The sequence below is a fragment of the Neisseria sp. CP9 genome, assembly GCF_047758525.1.
Classification (GTDB): Bacteria; Pseudomonadota; Gammaproteobacteria; order Burkholderiales; family Neisseriaceae; genus Neisseria.
Genome location: NZ_CP180502.1, coordinates 1,919,013 through 1,935,046, shown reverse-complemented (window position 1 = coordinate 1,935,046; position 16,034 = coordinate 1,919,013). Strand labels below are relative to the sequence as shown.

Genomic DNA, 16,034 nt, shown 5'->3' with positions numbered 1-16,034 from the left:
CTGTCGGATGCTTAGCAGGCCAAAATCATAAAGGTTACAGAATCGCCCTCCCCCAACCTTCTCCCGCCGAACGGGAGAGGGATTTGTTTTTTAGATGGTTCACTATAAAAGATGAAGTAGAGTGAATGATAAACACTTGCATTCCTGTTTTTTGTTTCTTATACTTTACATTAATAGTTTGTTTTATGTAAATGTGTAAACAACAAATATTTGCATACTGATGGAGCGGTTGGATTGTCTGATGTTCAATCCGCTCCGACGTATGTCGTCTGAAAGGATAAGGAAATGCAGAAACCTACCCTCCGCCGCCTGCCGCTGCTGCTTGCTGCCGCTTTCGCCTCCGAATGGATTTATGCCGCCGATGCGGCGCAAGATGCGGAACAAGTGCAGTTGGAAGAAGTCGTCGTCACCGGCGAACGCACCAACCGCAGCGGCTTTGAAACCGCCACGTCCAACCGCGTCTTTACCACGCCGAACATCGACCGCAGCGGCCACAATCTTTCCGCCACCGACCTGCTCAAACAGAGCGTGAACACGGTGGACTTGGGCAGCGGCAACGATTTGCCGACCGTGCGCGGCGTGGATGGCTCGGGCCCCGCCGTCGGTGCGGTGGCGTTTTTCGCGGGCACTCGGCCGCGCCTGAACCTGTCCATAGACGGCCGCTCCGCCACTTACAATGAATTCGCCTTCGGCACGCAGTCGCTGTGGGACATGCAGCAAGTGGAAGTCTTGCGCGGGCCGCAAAGCCATGTACGCGGGCAGAACGCGGTGGCGGGCGCGGTGGTGATGCGTTCCAAAGACCCGACCGACGAATGGGAAGGCGCGCTGCGCTTGGGTTTGGGCAACCAGAAAACGCGCAACATCGCCGGCGTAGTGTCCGGCCCGATTGTGAAAAACAACCTTGCCTTCAGATTGAGCGCGGAGCGGCAGCAACGCGAAAGCTACGAGCCGTTCGTGTCCTATGAGCCGACCGGCAACCCGCGCCGCGTGGAAAACACCAACGTGCGCTTCAAACTCCTGCTCACGCCCGAAAACCATCCCGATTTTTACAGCCGCCTGACGCTGAACCACATCCGTTCGCGCGCGCCGCAAAACGAAATCATGGGCAATACCGCCAGCCGCCGTTTTTTAAAAGAAAAGCCCGTGTTCGTAACCGGCTCGACATCGGGCATCTGGGACGTATCGTGGCAGCTTAACGACTATCTGAAACTGGAAAACAAACTGGTTTACGGCCGCTACCACAACGAGCGGCTGCACCTACCGATGACCGTCAGCCCGCAAGGCGTGCCCGCCGAACTCAAAGGCCGCGAACTGCAATGGGAGCCGGTATTGCATTTTTCCAACAAAGGCCGTCTGAAAGGCCTTGCCGGACTGCACTACTTCCGCAGCAAACAAGACGAATGGGTGGATATCCGCAGCGTCGGCGGCCGCAACACCTTTGACGACCGCAACAGCGTGCGCGCCCTGTTTGCCGAAACCACATACAGCCCCAGCGAAAAATGGGACATCACGGCCGCCGCCCGCATTGAAAAAGAAACGCACAAACGAAGCGGCGGCAGCGGCGCACTGCACCTCGATTTAGACAAAGGCCAGACCGTGTTCCTGCCCAAAATCGATATCGCCTTCAAACCCACCGACCAATGGGTCAGCGGCATCAAAGCCGCGCGCGGCTACAACCCCGGCGGCGCGGGCATCACCTTCGGCCGCCCCGTCGTAACCTACACCTATGAGCCCGAATATGTGAACAACTACGAGTGGTACACCCGCTGGCGCAGCGCAGACCGCCGCCTGCAACTCTCCGGCAACCTGTTCCTGAACCACTACCGCGACATGCAGCTCCCCTTCTATCTCGGCACCAACTCCGTCGTCATCCGCAATGCCAAAAAAGTCCACACCTACGGCGCGGAACTCGCCGCCGACTGGCAGGCGACCGACAGCCTGAAACTCACCACCGGACTGGGGCTGCTCAACACCAAAATCAAAAGCTATCCCGACAGCGGCATCGAAGGCAACAAACTCGGCCGCGCACCCAAATACACCGCCAACATCGGCGTGAAATACCTGAACGACAAAGGCTGGGAAGCCGGCGGTGACGTGCGCTTCTACGGCGGCTACTACTCCGCCGCCGACAATGCCGAATCAGGCAAAATCGGCGCATACAACCAAGTCAATCTCTACACCGCCTACAACTTCAAACAAGGCCGCATCTCGCTCTACGCCGACAACGTGTTCAACCGCCGCCGCCCCATATTTATTTCCAGCGCCGACCGCCAAGACGCGCTCTACCAACGCCCTAGAAGCGTGGGCGTGAGCGCGGAATGGAAGTTTTAGGCGGAGCTGAAATGATGGAGGTCGTCTGAAACGGCCGTAACAACCGATTATCGTCATTCCCGCGCAGGCGGGAATCCAGACTCATCCGTACAGAAACTTATCAGATAAAGAAAGTACCTTCGAGTCTCCATTCTGGATTCCCGCCTACGCGGAGGTAGCAAAGCGGACTTGCGTAACTAATGACGGCACAAGAAGTCTAATCATCAATGTCCAACCTACCCTGCTCCCCAAAAACACCCAAAGGAACCCCATGCACTACTTCACCCCCGCCAAAACCCTGCCCGAAGGCACCATCTACCTGACCGACCTGACCCACGTCGCCGACTTCGCCGACTGGCTGGCCGAATTCGAAACCCTGTTAAACCAAAACCGCCGCTTTGCCACCGTCTGCACCCCCATGCGGCGGCAGGTGAGCGACGAACAGCGCATTGCCGACCGCAAAACCTACATCGAATGGATAAAGGCACACCAGCCGCAACTCGCCGAACGCTGCGCCGCCATGCTCCTCATCGAACCTGACGCGGCGCAACTGGCGTTCTTCCGCGAACAATCGTCCAAACTCGCTCCCGCTCTGGGCGTGAACTACATCGTCGAAGCCGACGAGCAAACCGCCCTGCAAAAGGCGGAAGAAGCATTGAAGGTCGTCTGAAAACAGAATCCATGCTCCGGCAGCAGCTTTATAGTGGATTAAATTTAAATCAGGACAAGGCGACGAAGCCGCAGACAGTACAGATAGTACGGAACCGATTCACTTGGTGCTTCAGCACCTTAGAGAATCGTTCTCTTTGAGCTAAGGCGAGACAACGCCGTACTGGTTTAAAGTTAATCCACTATATCATCCAGCCTTGTCTGCCTGATACGGATTTGAGCAAACCGACATTCTTTTGATAGCATGGGAAAACTCGGCAACTGACTTTTAGGAGTACAAAAATGTCATTTACCACAATCATTTATGCCCATCCCTACGATCAAAGCTTCAATCACGGCATTTTGCGGCGCGTGCAGCAACTGTTAGACGAAAAAGGCGAAAAATACCGACTGATCGACTTATACGCAGACGGCTTCAATACCGCCTACACCAAAGAAGAGCTTGCCCTGTTCAACCAAGGCAAAGCCCTTGACCCGCTGGTTCTACATTATCAAGAACTCTTGAAAACCACCAACCGCCTGATTTTCATCTTTCCGGTCTGGTGGGCGGATATGCCCGCCATCGTAAAAGGATTTGAAGACAAAGTTTTCCTAAAGACACTCGCTTACGTCCCGACCGCCACAGGCTTGAAAGGCAACCTATCCCACATTAAAGAAGCACTGGTCATCAGCACGTCCACCGCCCCCACATGGTATCTGAAATGGTTTGGCGGCAACGGCATCGGCAAAGCGATGGTGGGGCACACACTCAAAGGCATCGGTATCGCCAAACGCCGTTGGCTCAACTTCGACAATATGGACAAATCCACCACCGAACAGCGGCAGGCGTTTTTGGCAGATTTGAGCCGAAGCGTGTAATCTTCAGGCGGTCTCTTACTTCACCGCCGAATTTCCGCCGTCCGCAAACAACGCCGTACCCGTTACAAAGCTGCCCATCGGGCTAATAAGGAACAAAATCGCGGCGGCAATTTCTTCGGGTCGAGCGATGCGTTTGACCGCATGCAACCCTTCCGCCCATGCCCGCTGCTGGGGGTCGGTAGTCATCATTTCCGTATCCGTACCGCCGGGAAGCAGGGCATTGGCGCGGATACCTTGGGCTGCATAGTCGGCGGTAATGCCTTTTGCCAGCGCGGAAAGTGCGGCTTTGGCGCAGCCGTAGGCGGTTTTGTTAGGCAGGGCACAACTGGTGCCGACAAAGCTGGACGTGAACACAATCGTGCCACCACCGCGTGCGAGCATAAGGGGAATTTGGCTGCGCGCGCCGAGAAAGGCAGCGGTTAGGTTACCGTCCAACGTATCGCGCCATTCGTCGGGCGAGATGTCGGCCAAAGGTTTGTATGCACCGATAATGCCTGCATTGTTGACGGCAATATCTAGGCCACCGAACTCTCGTTCTGCCGTGCGGACGACGGCTTCATGCGTTTCAGGCAGCACCGCGTCGCCTGCAACAGCAACAGCCCGTCCGCCGCGCGAGCGAATCAGGGCTGCGGTTTCCTCCAGTTTGTCGGCACGGCGGGCGCATAAGACAACGTTTGCGCCGTGCTCCGCCAACAGCAGTGCAACCGCGCGACCGATACCCGACGACGCGCCGATAACGGCGGCGGTTTTGTTGTTCAAATTCAACAGGTTTGACATGATTTTTCCTTACATGTGCGGTTAAAGACGATGCAAGTTTAAGGAAGCCGCGATATAAAGACGACCCGATTATTGATGAATTTCAGACAGACAAACAATCTTTCCATCAACAATCGGGTCGTTTCTTGTCGGCTTTCAGGCTATCCTATCCCATACAACGACAGGATAATTTATGAACTTAAATCAAACCCGCCAATTCCTCCGCATTGCCCGCGCCATAGAATACCTTTACGACCATGCCGCCGAGCATCCCGATTTGGCGCAGGTGGCGGCGGCAGTGCACGTCAGTCCCGAACATTTGCAGCGCGAATTTTCCGCATGGGCGGGCATCAGCCCGAAAAAAATGCTGCAACACATCAGTATCAGCCGTGCCAAAGAAGCCCTGAAAAACAGCGAAAGCGTGGCGGAAGCGGCGCATTGCGGCGGACTGAGCGGCACGGGGCGGCTGCACGACTTATTTGTCGGCATCGAAAAAATGACTCCGGGTGAATACAAAAACGGTGGCGCAGGCCTGCAAATCCATTACAGCCTGATTCCCGGCCCCTTTGGCGACCTGTTGGCAGCAGCAACAGACAAAGGCATCTGCTTCATGCGTTTTTCAGACGCCCCTTCCGCCGCACTGGACGAATTGCGCGCCGAATATCCGAACGCCCGCCTAATCGGGCAGGAAACGGCATTCCACCGCCAAGCCGCCGACATCTTCCGCACCCGGTGCGGCCGCATTACCCTGCACATCAAAGGCACACCCTTCCAGCTCAAAGTCTGGCAGGCACTGCTCGATATTCCCGCAGGCAGCCTGCAAAGCTACGGCACAGTGGCGCAGGCCGTCGGCTCGCCCAACGCCGCGCGAGCCGTTGGGACGGCCATCGGGCAGAATCCCGTTGCATTACTCATCCCCTGCCATCGCGTCATCCGCGAAAGCGGCATCATCGGCGGCTACCGCTGGCAACGCGGGCGCAAAATGGCGATATTGGCGCACGAATTGGGAGACACTGATGACGTTTGACCTCTTCCCCGAAACCGCCAACCCGCACGCCAACCTGCTTCCCTACGACGGCATCGTCAGCAATTTCGGACGGATTCTCACCGTTGCCGAAGCTGACCGTTATTTTGAAATTTTGCAGCGTGATATTCCCTGGCGGCACGACGAAGCCGTGATATACGGCAAGCACATCATCACTGCCCGCGAAGTCGCGTGGTACGGAGACACGTCCTACAACTACGGCTATTCCGGCGCAAACCGCATCGCCCTGCCGTGGGATGGCGTCTTGCCCGAACTCAAAAACCGCGTGGAAGCCGCCATCGCCGACATCTGCCCCACCCGCTTCAACTCCTGCCTGCTCAACCGCTACAACAACGGCAACGAAGGCATGGCGTGGCACAGCGACGAAGGGCAGGGGCTGGTCAAAGACAGTGCCATCGCCTCCCTCAGCCTCGGCGCAACGCGCAAATTCGCCTTCAAACACAAAGAAAGTAAGGAAAAACGCGAAATGTGGCTGGAACACGGCCAGCTCATCGTCATGCACGGCGAAACGCAAAAACACTGGCTGCACACCATCCTGAAAAGCACCCGCATCCAAGAGCCGCGGATTAATCTGACGTTTCGGGTGATGAAAGGATAAAAAGGGGCTGCTTTTTTCCATTTCAGACAGCCCCCGAAAGTCGTCTGAAAAACTACTTGAAAATGTAAAACAGAAAAGCCGTAGGTCGTCTGAACCGTTTTTCAGACGACCTACCGCACCCACATCATTCCCGTACACTCGCAATAGGGAGCCATCCATGTCCCAACAAACCCCGACACCCCCCGCCCCGCGCGACTGGCTGCTGCTTATCGGCGGCAGCACCTACAAATTCACGCTGACCGGTTTTTATCTGGTCGCGCTGGTCGCCATTTTGAAAAACCACGGTTACAGCCTGAACCAACTGAGCTGGATACATTTAATCGGCGGTATCGAAGCGGCGAAGGTGTTGTTTGCCGCGCTGATGGAGCGGCGGCCGGCGGGGCGGTTCGGGCGGTTTCGCGGCTGGCTGCTGGCGGCGACGCTGGGGCTTTCGGCAGTGTTCGGGCTGATGGCCTGTACCGACATCACGCAGAACTTCCCGCTGCTTTTGACCTGCTGCGTACTGCTCTCGGCAATGTCGGCGGTGTACGGCTGCGCAATGTTAGGCTTGTCGTGCATCGTCCTGCCGCACCGCGAACGCGGTTTCGGCGGCGTGATTCAGACGATGGCGGCGCGCGGCGGCAAGATGATCGGCGGCGCGCTGGTGTTGTGGCTGTATCAGGAATACGGGCAGACGGCGGCGGCGGGCTTTATGCTGGCGTTCACCCTGCTGATGCTGCTGCAACTCTTGTGCTACCGCGAGCCGGAAAGCCCAACGGCGCAAGGCGGTTTGACGGCGTTGGCGGCGCGGCTGGTCTCCTTTTGGCGGCGGCCTGAAACGGGCTGGCGGTGGCTGGTTTTGCTGTTTGCCGTTGCCGCGCCGTATGCGTTTGCGGCGGCGACTTTTGTGCCCAAGCTGGCGGATTTGGGCTTTACCCCGAAGCAGACGGGCGGGATTCTGGCGGTGGGTATTCCTGTTGCCTGCCTGATTGTAACGCCGCTGTCGGGCTGGTTTTCGCGCAATTATCCGCGCCGCAAACTCGTGTTCCTGCTCTACGCGCTGCAACTGCCGCTTTTGGCGTCCATGACCGCCATCGACGCGCTCGCCCGCGTCCACCCTTGGCTGCCGCCCGCGCAAATCATCGCCCTGAGCCTGAGCTACACGCTGCTGCTGCCGGTGATACTGGCGTTGGTGATGGACAAATCCGACCGTGCCACCGCCGCACTCGACAGCAGCCTGCAATTTTCCGTGGTTCTGCTCGGCAGTTACGCGGCCGGTTTCGCCGCCCTGCGGCTGGCAAAGGCAGTCGGCTATGCCGATGCGTACTGGGCGGCGGTGGGCCTGGCCGTATTGGCGGGCGGGCTGCTGTATGCGTGCCGAAGCCTGTTTGATTCAGACGAGCCCTCATAAAAGACCCGTACCTTCGTATTTGAAATGCAACAATTTCCCGAATAAAAACAAGACACATCATCTGCAATCCTTCGGAACGATACAGTCATTCAGACGACGTTTCCTTTTAAATCGAAATAAAACTTTTCAGCGGTTGCATTGCCTATTATGTTTTACCGTTCAAAATGACAGATCATTTCAAAAGGAACATATTAATGCCAGAAACTGTTACCTACGATTCGTCCCGCTACGGTGCCAAAGCCGCATACACGACTTATGAAGCCGACCAAGGCACACTCTCAGCAGGTGCAACAGTCAAAAAAGCCTCTTCCCCCCACTCCACCGCCTACGAAGCAAGTAAACAGTCTTACGTTGACCTGCCGGCCAATGCCGCCGTTTCGTTTACAGCAAAGGCGGATGCGGATGCCGCCACCCTCCGCTATACCGTTCCCGACGGGGCAACCGGCAAAGTTGAAATCCAAGTAAACGGTAAACCCGTAGCCAACCTTGATTTATCATCAAAACACAACTGGCAGTATTTGGAAAATTATGAACACCACAAAGGCGAAGACATCAAAATCCACGATACGCCTGCTGCCGACCGTGTCGCCCGCTTCCAGTTCGACGAAGTGGGTACGCTGTTGAAAAATGCACCCATCCAAAGCGGCGACACCGTTACCATCGTCAACCAATCAGGCAACACCCCGGTCGGTATCGACTTCGTTGAATTGGAAAAAGCCCCTGCCGCGATCAAACAGCCCGCAAACAGCGTCAGCATTACCGATTTCGGCGCAAAAGCAAACGACGGAATCGATGATTCAAAAGCCCTGACGGCGGCAATCGAATCGGCAAAAACCTCCGGAAAATCCGTTTACATTCCCGAAGGGCAGTTTGATTTCGACCACCAGCTCCACATCTATGCCCCTAAAGGAATCAGCATCAGCGGTGCCGGCAGGTGGCATACCAAACTGCATTTCACGAGCGCGGAACCGCCCGTTTTTGAAAACGGCACAGTGAAAAAAGGCGGCGGTATCGTGTTTGAACACGGCAGCAACAATATTGATTTCGGCAATCTGTCGATGGATTCAAATTTGGCATCCCGTTACCACCAACAAGCCAACTACAAGGGCATTTCCGGCACTTTGGGCAAAGGTTCGTCCATCCACGACATCGCCATTGAACATTTTGAAGTAGGCATCTGGACCGGCGATTACGCCAAAGTGGACAATGAACGCCCACTGCACTACACAGACGGACTGACCGTCTCCAACGCCCTCATCCGGAACAATCTCGCAGACGGCATTAATTTTGCACAGGGAACCAGCCATTCGACCGTCATCAATTCCAACATCCGAGGCAACGGCGACGACGGTCTGGCGACATGGTCGAGCATTGCAGACCAAACAGAATCCAAAGTAGCCGAAAACAACCGTTTCCTGAACAATACCGTCGAACTCGGCTGGCGCGCGGCAGGCATCGGCATCTTCGGCGGCGCTGGACATGAAGTAGCCAGCAACCTGATTCGCGACAACACCGCATGGTCGGGCATACGCCTCAACACCGTTTTCCAAGGACACAATTTTGACCTGAACAAAAAAGGTATTTCGGTTCGGGACAATCTGTTAATCGGCAATGGCACCCGAACCGACACATACGGACGCGAAAAAGGCTCTATCGACTTCGAAGAAGAGCATGGCGCAATCAAAAACGTCAAAGTCGAAAACAACATCATCGCCGACAACCTGTCCGACACAGCCATCACTAAAACATTGCCGATTTCAAACGGCAAAGGCATCGCCCTATCCGGCAACAACATCATCGGAAATGCGGCGGTTTCTGCCCCGTCCGCCGTTGATCATCCGGAAAAAGTTACCTCCATTACCCGTCAGGAACTCAGCAATATTCCCGATCAAAATTATTATTACGCCAACGAAACCGCCGGCTTCAAATCCGTCAGCGTGACCTATATTACAGGTACAGCAGGCAGCAACAGCATCAAAGGCACTGACAGCATAGACCATATTGACGGCAAAAGCGGCGATGACAGCATTTATGCCGGCGGCGGCAACGATACCGTATTCGTCAGCGGTGGAACCAACTTCATCAGTGGCGGCGATGGCGACGATATCGTCAGAGGCGGCGACGGCAGAGATACCGTCAATGGAGATTCGGGAAACGATGTGATTTTCGGCAACGGCGGAGACGACCATCTCAATGGCGGGGCGGGCAACGATACGTTGTTCGGCGGCGAAAACAACGATGTCTTATATGGCGAATCGGGCAAAGACGTATTGTATGGCGGCTCTGGCGACGACCTACTGTTTGGCGGCTTGGATGACGATCTCCTGTATGGCGGCGCAGGGAATGATACCTATGTCTTCTGCTTCGGAGAGGGACACGACACCATTTCCGACAATCACGGCAACAACGCCCTCCAATTCGGACAAGGCATCGCCGTCAAGGATTTACATATCAATGCAAGCACAGACGCAAACGGTGCAATCGATTGGGAAATCACCATTGCCAACTCAGGCGGCAAAATTACCATCAACAACCAATATCTCAAAGGCAGCAACGCCGCTTCTGTCGGAGAATTCCGATTTGACGAAGGGACATTTACCGTAGAAACCCTGCTGGACAAACTGTCGGCAAGCGGTCAAACCAGCGGGTTTGAAACGGTCAACAACGGAGTCGGCAGCTTTAGCTACACTGCGGATACAGCAAACGTGCAGCACTACGATGCCGTAACGCAGCCGGCAATTTTATAGCGGCCTGTGGAGATTCAGGACCAGCGTGGTTTGATCCTGCCTTCCACGCCAACCCCGCAGGATATTAGACTGCTGTAACGGTATGCCGAAGTCAGGCTGAAATGGTCACGTTGTCCGTATAAACAAGAGGTCGCCTGAACCGGTTTTCAGACGACCTCTCTCATTTTTTGGCACAAAATATCTTTTTTTACACATTTTAATTTGAATCATTTCTCAAAATATATCTATTTAGAAGATTCGCACCAAAAGCTTATCGTTCCACGCACCATCCATGCGTTATTTTTTCCTGCACCCGTCATCCAGTATTATCCCCGACTACGCTTTGTTACAATTCAGCCAATTTTATTTTTCGACATATTCCGCTATGAGTCATTCATCCTCTTGGTCTTCCAAAATCGGTTTTGTTCTTGCTGCGGCAGGTTCTGCCATCGGTTTGGGCGCGATTTGGAAATTCCCTTATACCGCCGGTACAAACGGCGGGGCAGTCTTTGTTCTTCTGTTTGTCATTTTCACGATTATCGTGGCGTTGCCGGTTCAGCTTGCCGAGTTTTATATCGGGCGTACGGGCGGTAAAAACGCCATCGATTCGTTCAAAACCCTGCGCCCCGGTTCGCTTTGGCCTTGGATTGGTCGGATTGGTGTGGCTGCATGTTTCATTTTGTTATCGTTTTACAGCGTAGTCGGCGGTTGGGTTTTGAATTATGTCGTACACAGTTTCACCGGCGAAATTGCTCAAAACGTTGATTTTGAAGTTCTATTCCAAAACACCATTTCCAATTCGACAGGTTCGGTTTTTTATCAGGGACTGTTCATGCTGATTACCATTTGGGTAGTCAAAGGCGGAGTTTCTGACGGCATTGAAAAAGCAAACCGCTATCTGATGCCCGCTTTGTTTATCCTGTTTATTATTTTGGCAATCCGCTCACTGACCTTGCCTGGTGCGATGAAAGGCGTCAGTTTTTTATTGAAGCCGGATTGGTCATACATCAAATCGGAAACAATGCTGACCGCGCTGGGTCAGGCATTCTTTGCATTGAGCATCGGCGTATCGGCGATGATTACCTATGCTTCGTATTTGGGTAAAGATCAGGATATGTTCCGCTCGGGCAATATCATTATGTGGATGAACTTGTTGGTATCGCTGTTGGCAGGCTTGGTCATCTTCCCGGCGGTATTTGCATTGGGCGCTACACCCAGCCAAGGTCCCGGTCTGATTTTCGTAGTATTACCTGCCGTGTTCATGAAAATTCCGTCCGGCAACTATCTCTTTGCCGTATTCATGATGTTGGTCGTCTTTGCAACGCTGACTTCAGCATTTTCCATGTTGGAAACCGTCATTGCGGCAACCATCCGCCAAGACGAACGCAAACGCAGCCGACATACTTGGATGATCGGGATTGCCATCTTTATTGTCGGCATCCCTTCTGCCCTATCTTTTGGTACATGGAGCGATGTGCTGATTTTCAATAAATCTATTTTTGATTTATGGGACTACATTATTACTGCCATTATTATGCCGCTATGCGCATTAAGCATCTCCATCTTTACCGGCTGGATTCAAGACAGGCAGTCCGTTTTGACCCATGCCGGCATGGGCAGTACCGTACCGAAAACGCTTCTATATCTGTGGCTGGGCGCGTTGCGCTACATCGCTCCGATTGCCATTATCGTGGTCTTCATCAATTCTCTTCAAATCATTTGATTTGCCACTATAGTGGATTAAATTTAAATCAGGACAAGGCGACGAAGCCGCAGACAGTGCAGATAGTACGGAACCGATTCACTTGGTGCTTCAGCACCTTAGAGAATCGTTCTCTTTGAGCTAAGGCGAGACAACGCCGTCCTGGTTTAAAGTTAATCCACTATATTTTCGACAAATAAAAAAGGACGGAAGCAAACCGTCCTTTTTTATGTTTCTTTATTTTATTCCTCATCATCAAACAAAAAACCGCTTTGCACCTCTCCACCAATTTCAGGCGCAGCCATGGCATCAAGCTGACGGTTGCGGATTTTGGTTTTCCTCATACCGAGAAGACGCATAACCTGATGCTTTTGATCATCGGTCATTTTTTGCCAATACAGCCTTTCTTCACGGCTGCGCAGACAGCCTTTGCAATAGCCTTTGGCATTGGCTTCACAGACGCCTATACAGGGGCTGGGGATGGGGAAAAAATCAGGTTGTTCCATATTTTTAAAGCGTTTGAGACAAAAGACCGGACAGACCAAAATTGCAGACTGCTTTCGCATTTGTCTAAACACGATCAGTGCATCCGGCAGGATTCCTACCAATATCCAATTGAGTTGGTCATTTCAATAAGTTTATATCTGCCACCCTAGGCATAAAAACCCTAAGAGAAACCATAAATATATCGCAGAAGAAATCAGTATCTTCCCTATCCTCAGATTTTTCCAATACAACCCAAGTGAAAGCACCGCAAAAATCAAAGGAAGTCCAATATAAATATAATATTTCAGCCAACCTAATTCACTGAATACGTTTATAACAGAGTAGAGACCGACAAATCCACCTGACCAAAAAACAATTATTGCCGGTCCTAAGAAAATGGTCGTTATTAAATGAGGGAGGAGTAAGATTTTTATCCATTCTTTATGTTTAATGTTCATTTTATATCCTGATACTGCGATGGTATCGTGTCGCTTCAAATAAGGGGGAGCCATGTTTTATAGTGGATTAAAATTGCAATGATACGGCGTTGCCAACGCCCTTATGTACTACCCGTACACGGCGGGTGTTGCCGCCTTGTCTCATTTTTATTTTAATCCACTATACTAAATAACTAAAATTCCTCTATATTTTGATTTTCAGACGACCTATGCCCTACCCCAACCGTCTGGATTTTATGACTCAAGCAGTTTACGCAAAGACTGATTGTTGTATTTGATGTCGGCAATCATTCGGTCGTATTGGTGCATTCTACGGAGCGAACGGGTTATCAGATAGACCGAGAAAAAAATCAAACTGATGTTCATCAGGCTGACTAGCGCGAGCAAGGGCCAGACATCGACAACCTCATACCATTTCGATGTCGCAATCAATGCACTGAAAATAGACAAAGGCAGCGCGAACACGGCAATACCCGTACGCATGACGGCAAGTGCCGTGCGTTTTTCAGCAAGGAGAAGCTGCACTTGATTGATGCTGAGGATATCGTTTTGCTGTTCGGTAATCATAGGGAGCGTATCTAGAGCAAATTAACTTGAATCATGACAACACGGCAAATATGGTTTTATGTTACCCGAAAGTATTGAAAATAAAAACAAAGGTCGTCTGAAAATTTTCAGACGACCTTTTCCATGCCTGTTTACACCGTTTGCGAATATTGGGCTTTAGTTTCCCTGTGGCGCAGGTGGTAGTCAAACACCATGGCGATGTTGCGTATCAGGAAGCGGCCTTTGGGGGTAACAGTCAGTCCGTGCGGTTTCAGGCGGACGAGTCCGAGGGAGGCGAGTTGTTCCAAGTCGGCAAGTTCGTCTTTGAAATAGCGGTCGAACGGGATACCGAACACGCTTTCGTAGATTTGGTAATCCAAGGCGAAGCGGCACATCAAATCTTGGATGATATTGCGGCGCAAAAGGTCGTCCTGATTGAGCTGGTAGCCGCGCATGATCGGCAGGTGTCCTGCATCGAGTGCGGCGTAGTAGGCGTCGATGTCGCGTTCGTTTTGGGAATAAGTGCTGCCGATTTTGCCGATGGAAGACACGCCGATGGCGACCAAATCGCAGTCCGCATAGGTTGAGTAACCTTGGAAGTTGCGCTGGAGGAAGCCTTCTTTAAGGGCGATGGAGAGTTCGTCATCGGGTTTGGCGAAGTGGTCCATACCGATGAAGACATAGCCGCGTTCGGTCAGGGTTTGGACGCAGTATTGCAGCATATCGAGTTTTTCTTCGCTGCCGGGTACGGCTTCGGTATCGATGCGGCGTTGCGGCTTGAAGATATGCGGCAGGTGGGCGTAGTGATAAAGGGCAAGGCGGTCGGGATCGAGCGACAATACCGTATCAATGGTGGTTTTGATGCTTTCGGCGGTTTGGTGCGGCAGTCCGTAAATCAAATCGACGCTGACGGATTTGAATCCCGCTTCGCGTGCAGCATCGATGACTTCTTTTGTTTCATCGTAGCTTTGGATGCGGTTGACCGCTTCCTGCACTTTGGGATCAAAGTCCTGAATACCGACACTCATGCGGTTGAAACCGAGCTTGCCGAGCATAAGGACGGTTTCGCGGCTGACTTTGCGCGGGTCGATTTCGATGGAGTATTCACCGCCGGGGATAAGTTGGAAATGTTTGCGTATCATGCGGAATACGCGTTCGATTTGGTCGTCGCTCAAGAAAGTCGGCGTACCGCCGCCGAAGTGCAGTTGCGCGAGCTGATGCCGTCCGCCCAGATGCGGGGCGAGCAGCTCCATTTCTTTTTCAAGGTATTCGATGTAGGCATCGGCACGGCTTTTGTCTTTGGTGATGATTTTATTGCAGCCGCAGTAGTAACAGATGGTGTTGCAGAAGGGGATGTGGATATAAAGCGAAAGGGGCTTGTTCAAAGCCCCCATACCGCGCTGATTCAAGGCATTGATATATTCGGCTTCGCGAAATCCGTCATGAAAACGGTCGGCTGTCGGGTAGGAAGTGTAGCGCGGACCGCTGGAAGGAAGGCTAGCAATGAGTTCGCGGTCGAACTCAGGTTTGTCATTGTTTCTATTGTGATTATTTTGTATCGGTATTACTTTCATGGCGTGTGTGTGATTAGAGTAATGATGTTAGGCAATTTTCGGATAGTTTGGTAGAATGCCACAGTATGATAAACCTGTCTTGATATGTGTCAATAACTTACGTAATCATGACAGGATAAAAACCTTAATTTTAAGGGTGTTTTATGACCACACACAATGCTATGCATCAGATGAAAACCCTGTGTTCTTCCTGTTCGCTGCGTGAACTCTGCCTGCCTGTCGGGCTTTTGCCCAATGAGTTTGCCCAATTGGACGCGGTCATCCGACAGAGCCGCCGCTTGAAGAAGGGTGAATATCTGTTCCGCACCGGTGAGCCTTTCGCGTCGCTGTTTGCCATCCGTGCCGGTTTTTTCAAAACCACGGTTGCCAGTCAGGACGGTCGCGATCAGGTTACCGGTTTTTTTATGTCCGGCGAACTCATCGGCATGGACGGCATTTGTTCCCATGTCCACAGCTGCGACGCGGTGGCTTTGGAAGACAGCGAAGTGTGTGAGCTGCCCTTCACCCACATCGAAGAGCTGGGGCACAACATCCCCAGCCTGAGAAGCCATTTTTTCCGGTTGATGAGCCGCGAAATAGTGCGCGACCAAGGCGTGATGCTGCTTTTGGGCAATATGCGCGCCGAAGAACGCCTGGCGGCGTTTTTGCTTAACTTGTCCCAACGCCTTTATTCGCGCGGATTTGCCGCCAACGATTTCATCCTGAGAATGTCGCGCGAAGAAATCGGCAGCTATTTAGGGCTGAAGCTCGAAACCGTCAGCCGCACGCTGTCCAAGTTCCATCATGAAGGTTTGATTTCGGTCGAACACAAACACATTAAAATCCTCGACTCGCAAAACCTCAAAAAAATGGTGTCCGGCTGTTCGCACGCCATCTGATGGATACCGAGACCATTTTCAAACAGAACCCAAGGTCG

At 52.7% G+C, this 16,034-nt stretch carries 14 protein-coding genes; 9 read left to right on the top strand and 5 right to left on the bottom strand.

The window, feature by feature from the left end; translation table 11 throughout:
• Window positions 1–285: 285 nt before the first annotated feature.
• The 3 genes from ACMYUL_RS09235 to ACMYUL_RS09225 all read left to right on the top strand — a co-directional run bounded on the left by ACMYUL_RS09235 (window position 286) and on the right by ACMYUL_RS09225 (window position 3,837).
• On the top strand, window positions 286–2,331 hold the full coding sequence (locus ACMYUL_RS09235; RefSeq protein ID WP_415770142.1) for a TonB-dependent receptor: 2,046 nt from the start codon (window positions 286–288) through the stop codon (window positions 2,329–2,331).
• A 250-nt stretch (window positions 2,332–2,581) separates the two neighbouring features.
• Window positions 2,582–2,980, top strand: coding sequence for an extensin (locus ACMYUL_RS09230; protein ID WP_415770140.1), 399 nt, complete (start codon window positions 2,582–2,584; stop codon window positions 2,978–2,980).
• Between the two features lie 281 nt (window positions 2,981–3,261).
• Window positions 3,262–3,837: an NAD(P)H-dependent oxidoreductase gene (locus ACMYUL_RS09225; protein WP_415770138.1), complete on the top strand. Its 576-nt coding sequence runs from the start codon at window positions 3,262–3,264 to the stop codon at window positions 3,835–3,837.
• Window positions 3,838–3,852: 15 nt separating this feature from the next.
• On the opposite strand, the gene ACMYUL_RS09220 is transcribed toward ACMYUL_RS09225, so the two are convergent.
• Window positions 3,853–4,614: an SDR family oxidoreductase gene (locus ACMYUL_RS09220; protein WP_415770136.1), complete on the bottom strand. Its 762-nt coding sequence runs from the start codon at window positions 4,612–4,614 to the stop codon at window positions 3,853–3,855.
• Between the two features lie 172 nt (window positions 4,615–4,786).
• Here ACMYUL_RS09220 and ACMYUL_RS09215 point away from each other — a divergent pair, with 172 nt between their 5' ends.
• From ACMYUL_RS09215 to ACMYUL_RS09195, 5 genes are all read left to right on the top strand, one after another.
• On the top strand, window positions 4,787–5,620 hold the full coding sequence (locus ACMYUL_RS09215; RefSeq protein ID WP_415770135.1) for a bifunctional transcriptional activator/DNA repair enzyme AdaA: 834 nt from the start codon (window positions 4,787–4,789) through the stop codon (window positions 5,618–5,620).
• On the top strand, window positions 5,610–6,236 hold the full coding sequence (locus ACMYUL_RS09210; RefSeq protein WP_070512757.1) for an alpha-ketoglutarate-dependent dioxygenase AlkB family protein: 627 nt from the start codon (window positions 5,610–5,612) through the stop codon (window positions 6,234–6,236). Before ACMYUL_RS09215 ends, ACMYUL_RS09210 begins: the two co-directional genes overlap by 11 nt.
• Window positions 6,237–6,393: 157 nt before the next feature.
• The gene (locus tag ACMYUL_RS09205) at window positions 6,394–7,626 is read left to right on the top strand and encodes an MFS transporter (RefSeq protein ID WP_070512754.1); all 1,233 of its coding nucleotides are present in this window, start codon (window positions 6,394–6,396) and stop codon (window positions 7,624–7,626) included.
• A 194-nt stretch (window positions 7,627–7,820) separates the two neighbouring features.
• A complete protein-coding gene (locus tag ACMYUL_RS09200) occupies window positions 7,821–10,373 on the top strand; it encodes a calcium-binding protein (RefSeq protein WP_415770132.1) in 2,553 nt (850 codons plus the stop codon).
• Window positions 10,374–10,737: 364 nt separating this feature from the next.
• Entirely contained in the window at window positions 10,738–12,075 is a 1,338-nt protein-coding gene (locus tag ACMYUL_RS09195) for a sodium-dependent transporter (protein WP_415770130.1), read from the top strand.
• A gap of 221 nt (window positions 12,076–12,296) precedes the next feature.
• Here the strand turns inward: ACMYUL_RS09195 and ACMYUL_RS09190 are convergent, their stop codons facing one another.
• The 4 genes from ACMYUL_RS09190 to hemN form a co-directional block, all read right to left on the bottom strand.
• Window positions 12,297–12,560 (bottom strand): DUF1289 domain-containing protein, encoded by a 264-nt coding sequence (locus ACMYUL_RS09190; protein WP_070497441.1) that lies wholly within the window; start codon window positions 12,558–12,560, stop codon window positions 12,297–12,299.
• Between the two features lie 132 nt (window positions 12,561–12,692).
• Window positions 12,693–12,998: a glycerol transporter gene (locus ACMYUL_RS09185; RefSeq protein ID WP_415770128.1), complete on the bottom strand. Its 306-nt coding sequence runs from the start codon at window positions 12,996–12,998 to the stop codon at window positions 12,693–12,695.
• Between the two features lie 234 nt (window positions 12,999–13,232).
• On the bottom strand, window positions 13,233–13,565 hold the full coding sequence (locus ACMYUL_RS09180) for a hypothetical protein (protein WP_415770126.1): 333 nt from the start codon (window positions 13,563–13,565) through the stop codon (window positions 13,233–13,235).
• Between the two features lie 131 nt (window positions 13,566–13,696).
• The gene (hemN, locus tag ACMYUL_RS09175) at window positions 13,697–15,118 is read right to left on the bottom strand and encodes an oxygen-independent coproporphyrinogen III oxidase (protein ID WP_415770124.1); all 1,422 of its coding nucleotides are present in this window, start codon (window positions 15,116–15,118) and stop codon (window positions 13,697–13,699) included.
• Between the two features lie 143 nt (window positions 15,119–15,261).
• Here hemN and fnr point away from each other — a divergent pair, with 143 nt between their 5' ends.
• A complete protein-coding gene (fnr, locus tag ACMYUL_RS09170) occupies window positions 15,262–15,996 on the top strand; it encodes a fumarate/nitrate reduction transcriptional regulator Fnr (RefSeq protein WP_415770122.1) in 735 nt (244 codons plus the stop codon).
• Window positions 15,997–16,034: the final 38 nt, after the last annotated feature.

Bases quoted from the DNA above. Each gene is read 5' to 3' on its own strand.
- ACMYUL_RS09235 (WP_415770142.1), top strand. From the start codon at position 286: ATGCAGAAACCTACCCTCCGCCGCCTGCCGCTGCTGCTTGCTGCCGCT.
- ACMYUL_RS09230 (WP_415770140.1), top strand. From the start codon at position 2,582: ATGCACTACTTCACCCCCGCCAAAACCCTGCCCGAAGGCACCATCTAC.
- ACMYUL_RS09225 (WP_415770138.1), top strand. From the start codon at position 3,262: ATGTCATTTACCACAATCATTTATGCCCATCCCTACGATCAAAGCTTC.
- ACMYUL_RS09220 (WP_415770136.1), bottom strand. From the start codon at position 4,614: ATGTCAAACCTGTTGAATTTGAACAACAAAACCGCCGCCGTTATCGGC.
- ACMYUL_RS09215 (WP_415770135.1), top strand. From the start codon at position 4,787: ATGAACTTAAATCAAACCCGCCAATTCCTCCGCATTGCCCGCGCCATA.
- ACMYUL_RS09210 (WP_070512757.1), top strand. From the start codon at position 5,610: ATGACGTTTGACCTCTTCCCCGAAACCGCCAACCCGCACGCCAACCTG.
- ACMYUL_RS09205 (WP_070512754.1), top strand. From the start codon at position 6,394: ATGTCCCAACAAACCCCGACACCCCCCGCCCCGCGCGACTGGCTGCTG.
- ACMYUL_RS09200 (WP_415770132.1), top strand. From the start codon at position 7,821: ATGCCAGAAACTGTTACCTACGATTCGTCCCGCTACGGTGCCAAAGCC.
- ACMYUL_RS09195 (WP_415770130.1), top strand. From the start codon at position 10,738: ATGAGTCATTCATCCTCTTGGTCTTCCAAAATCGGTTTTGTTCTTGCT.
- ACMYUL_RS09190 (WP_070497441.1), bottom strand. From the start codon at position 12,560: ATGGAACAACCTGATTTTTTCCCCATCCCCAGCCCCTGTATAGGCGTC.
- ACMYUL_RS09185 (WP_415770128.1), bottom strand. From the start codon at position 12,998: ATGAACATTAAACATAAAGAATGGATAAAAATCTTACTCCTCCCTCAT.
- ACMYUL_RS09180 (WP_415770126.1), bottom strand. From the start codon at position 13,565: ATGATTACCGAACAGCAAAACGATATCCTCAGCATCAATCAAGTGCAG.
- hemN (WP_415770124.1), bottom strand. From the start codon at position 15,118: ATGAAAGTAATACCGATACAAAATAATCACAATAGAAACAATGACAAA.
- fnr (WP_415770122.1), top strand. From the start codon at position 15,262: ATGACCACACACAATGCTATGCATCAGATGAAAACCCTGTGTTCTTCC.